Source organism: Mesorhizobium sp. M5C.F.Ca.IN.020.32.2.1, assembly GCF_004023105.1.
In the GTDB taxonomy this organism is placed as follows: domain Bacteria; phylum Pseudomonadota; class Alphaproteobacteria; order Rhizobiales; family Rhizobiaceae; genus Mesorhizobium; species Mesorhizobium wenxiniae.
Genome location: NZ_RZSX01000684.1, coordinates 1 through 3523 on the forward strand (window position 1 = coordinate 1; position 3523 = coordinate 3523).

At 60.6% G+C, this 3523-nt stretch carries 4 protein-coding genes; 2 read left to right on the top strand and 2 right to left on the bottom strand.

Annotated elements, in window-relative coordinates; all coding sequences use genetic code 11:
* Window positions 1-450: sugar-binding domain-containing protein (locus EOA86_RS26935; RefSeq protein ID WP_281035700.1), on the bottom strand; the 450-nt coding region annotated here is incomplete at its 3' end.
* Window positions 451-590: 140 nt separating this feature from the next.
* On the opposite strand from EOA86_RS26935, the gene EOA86_RS26940 reads away from it, so the two are divergent.
* The gene (locus EOA86_RS26940) at window positions 591-1919 is read left to right on the top strand and encodes a sn-glycerol-1-phosphate dehydrogenase (RefSeq protein WP_128344469.1); all 1329 of its coding nucleotides are present in this window, start codon (window positions 591-593) and stop codon (window positions 1917-1919) included.
* A gap of 4 nt (window positions 1920-1923) precedes the next feature.
* Entirely contained in the window at window positions 1924-2733 is an 810-nt protein-coding gene (locus EOA86_RS26945) for an HAD-IIB family hydrolase (RefSeq protein WP_128344471.1), read from the top strand.
* Window positions 2734-2915: 182 nt separating this feature from the next.
* Here the strand turns inward: EOA86_RS26945 and EOA86_RS26950 are convergent.
* The coding region (locus EOA86_RS26950) for a sugar-binding domain-containing protein (RefSeq protein ID WP_164892005.1) at window positions 2916-3523 on the bottom strand (608 nt) is incomplete at its 5' end.

The following is a 3523-nucleotide window of genomic DNA, read 5'->3' on the forward strand; positions in this document are numbered from 1 at the left end:
GTGCGGGTCATGCCGTAATCGTGGAATCGAGCGGGCGGCAGCGAGCACCGTTTTTCCCCAGGCGACGCCGATCGTGTCACCTGGATCGACCATGGATGCGAGCAACCGTCCTGCCGCTTCGCCGATGCGGCGGTCGGGATCGTTTGGATCGAGGTCGGGGATAACCGCCGCGCCGCGAAGGCCGTATTTTTCCATGAGGCGCCGCGAGGCCAACGTGCGGGCAAAAGCGTCGTGATCGACCTGCACGGCGACAAGTCCGCTTTCGCGTGCCTCCTGCAGATAGTTTACCACGCTCGCCCTGGAGACATTCATGACCTTGGCCACTTCGCTCTGGTTGAGCTGGTCGACATAGTAGAGCCAGGCAGCCCACGCCACCGCGCTGTCGAATTCGGGCGGCAGTGCCGAGAGCCCAGATGTTCGGACCACGTCGATGTCGGCGTTGGCATTCATGTCCCTTTTTCCGCAGGTTTGCAGAACGAAGTCAAGCGTTGCGGGCAGATGCTTGACAAAAGACAGTGATAGGTGACTATTGTTCGATGGCGCAGCGCGCCTGTGTCTGGACTAGAGAGTTGCCCCCACAAGAGGACGCCATGACGAATCCGGCAGCCGGATCCTGGACGACTTTAATCGACGACATTTTGGACGGGAACTGGACCAGCCCGGAGACCGGAAAAAAGGCCGTGGTGCCTTATGATCGGATCGTCATCGAAGAAAGCCTCGACGGGCGGGCGGCCGATCTCGTTTCGGAGCTCGGTCTGGGTGAGCGGTTCACCGTGGTCGCGGATGCTGCGACCTATGATGCGCTTGGCGAACGCGTTGCGCGCGAACTGAAGACGCTCGGCCCTGTCGATGTCCTGATATTGGACCACCCGCACGCCGACATGGCCAACGTCGAAAGCCTGGCCGTCAAACTCGCGGATGCGGATGCCGTGGTCGCGGTCGGTTCCGGCACGATCAACGATCTCTGCAAGTTCGTCACCGGAAAGAACGAACGGCGCTATTGCGTGTTCGGGACGGCCGGTTCGATGAACGGCTACACATCGACGACCGCGTCCATCACACTTGAAAGCGGCCTGAAGGTATCGCTCCCTTCCCACGCGCCATCAGGCTTTTTCGTCGACCTTGGCGTCTCCGCTGCCGCCCCGACCTATCTGTCAGCGGCGGGGTTCGGTGACTGCCTTTGCCGCTCGGTCGCCCAGATCGACTGGTGGATGTCGCACCGTCTGCTTGGCACTGCCTACCATCAGGTCCCGTTTCTCATCCAGGAAAAGGATGAAGCGGCGCTCAACGAGCGTGCGGCAAAGCTTGCCGAACACGACATAGAGGCCAATGGCTATCTCTATCGCGTGCTGACGCTCTGCGGCCTCGGAATTTCCTTCACCGGCGTCTCCAATCACGGTTCCATGGGCGAGCATCAGATATCGCACTACATAGACTGCTTCGCCGGCGAGCGTCACCCCGGTACGCTCCACGGCACCCAGGTCGGCGTCGCTTCGCTCACCATGGCGCGATTGCAGCAAGCAATGCTTGCTAGCGACAAGCCGCCGGTAGTGAAGGCGACGAAGATCGATCCTGACGACATGGTCCGCCGCATGAGCCCGGCTGTCGCCGCACAATGTCTCGACGAACTGAAGAAGAAGGCCTTCGACGAGAATGCCGCCGCCGCATTCAACGAGCGGCTGCAGGAGCTCTGGCCGACACTCAGGCAGGAGCTCAAGCAATTCATGGTGCCGGTCGACGAGATGCAGCGCCTGCTGAAATCCACCGGCGGGCCGATCTCAGCCGCCGAATTGGGCACGCCACCCGATTTCTACCGCGAAGCCGTCGTTCATTGCCGGGAGATGCGCAATCGCTTCTCGTTCCTCGACATTGCTGCGGATGCAGGAATACTGGAGGATTTTGCGCGTGGGGAAGCCTGACGGGATGCGCGGCCTCGCCGAATTCAGACCCGAAACTGCGGCGCGCATTCGCGGCGTCTTCTGCGATATCGACGACACCTTGACGACCGAGGGTCGTCTTCCAGCCGACGCCTACCGTGCGCTCGAAAGTCTGCACGAGGCGGGCCTTGTGGTTGCTCCCATTACCGGGAGACCGGCAGGCTGGTGCGACATGATTGCCCGGTTCTGGCCGGTGACCGGCGTGGTCGGCGAAAATGGCGCTTTTTACTTCGCTTATGATCAGGCAACGCGAAAGATGATCCGGGTTTTCGCCGCGAGCGCTGAGGAACGCCGGGAAAACAGGCGCAGACTCACGGAACTGGAAAAGCGTATTGTCCAGGAAGTGCCGGGTTCGGCCGTATCCGCCGACCAGCAATATCGCGAAGCCGATCTGGCCATCGACTTTTGCGAAGATGTTCCAGCTCTGCCGATCTCCGACGCCAGGCACATCAAGCAGATTTTCGAGGAAGCCGGCGCTGTCGCCAAGATTTCGTCGATCCATGTGAATGGCTGGTTTGGCCGATACGACAAGCTGTCGATGACGCGCCGCTTTGCGAGCGAGAGGCTGGGAACCGATCTCGATGCCGAAAGGCAGGCCTACGCGTTCGTCGGAGACAGTCCGAACGACGCTCCGATGTTCGGTTTTTTTCCGAGCTCGTTCGGGGTCGCGAATGTCATGGACTTCCAGGGACAAATCGATGCCGAACCCGCTTTCGTCGCCAGGTCGCGGGGTGGACGCGGCTTCGTCGAGGTTGCCGATATGATCCTGGCAAACCGGAGGTCGGGGGTGGTCTGATCGGCCGGCGCGAAATGTGCCGCCCGCAAACGACGCAAAGGATGCTGCAGGCGATGGAACCGAACCAGGGACGGCTTAGGAAAGATTCGATGCCATTCTGCTTTCAGAGGAAAGCGAGCGCGATGCGCCAAGCAAAATCGCACAGCACCTTCGGTTGCTACCGCAATCCCGGCCGGTGGATGTCAGAGCGAACTCCCCGTCTCCTGATCGGTGATGAGGCCGGTGAAGAATCCCTTTTCCAGGAGCTTGGCCATGATGCCGACCTTATTCTTTCCGCCGGAAACAAGGATGCGTTTGGGAATGTTCATTGTGTCGAGAGGGTAAACCCCGACAATGCGTTCATTGACGGGATGGTCGATGAGTTCGGCGTTCCGGTCGAAGAAATAGCCGAGAAAGTTCCCGATCGGTTTCATTCTGAGGATATCGTCGAATTCCTCGTCGGTCATATAACCGACGCTCCGAAGCGTCGAGCTGGTTGTGCCGCCGACGCTCATCAGCGCAAGGTCGGCGTTCAGTGCCTTCTGGATAACCTCGCGCGCGCTCGGTTGCTGCAGGATCGTCTCGCGGCTGTCGCGGCTGTCGCAGATGATCGGTCCGGGGAGATAATAGGATTCGGCCTGGGTGCGCTGGGCAAAGACGGCGGCGGCGTCGTATTTGTCGATCGACGACCGGCGCGACAGAGAGCCGAGAAGCGGTACGACGGTAACGTTCCTGAGGGCCACCGGTTCGATGTTGGAGGCGAGCCATCTCATGGTTCGGCCCCACGCCATGGCGACCGTCATGTCGTCCC

What these genes read in the sequence shown, in the direction of transcription:
- EOA86_RS26940 (WP_128344469.1), top strand. Translation starts at nt 591, where the DNA reads ATGACGAATCCGGCAGCCGGATCCTGGACGACTTTAATCGACGACATT.
- EOA86_RS26945 (WP_128344471.1), top strand. Translation starts at nt 1,924, where the DNA reads ATGCGCGGCCTCGCCGAATTCAGACCCGAAACTGCGGCGCGCATTCGC.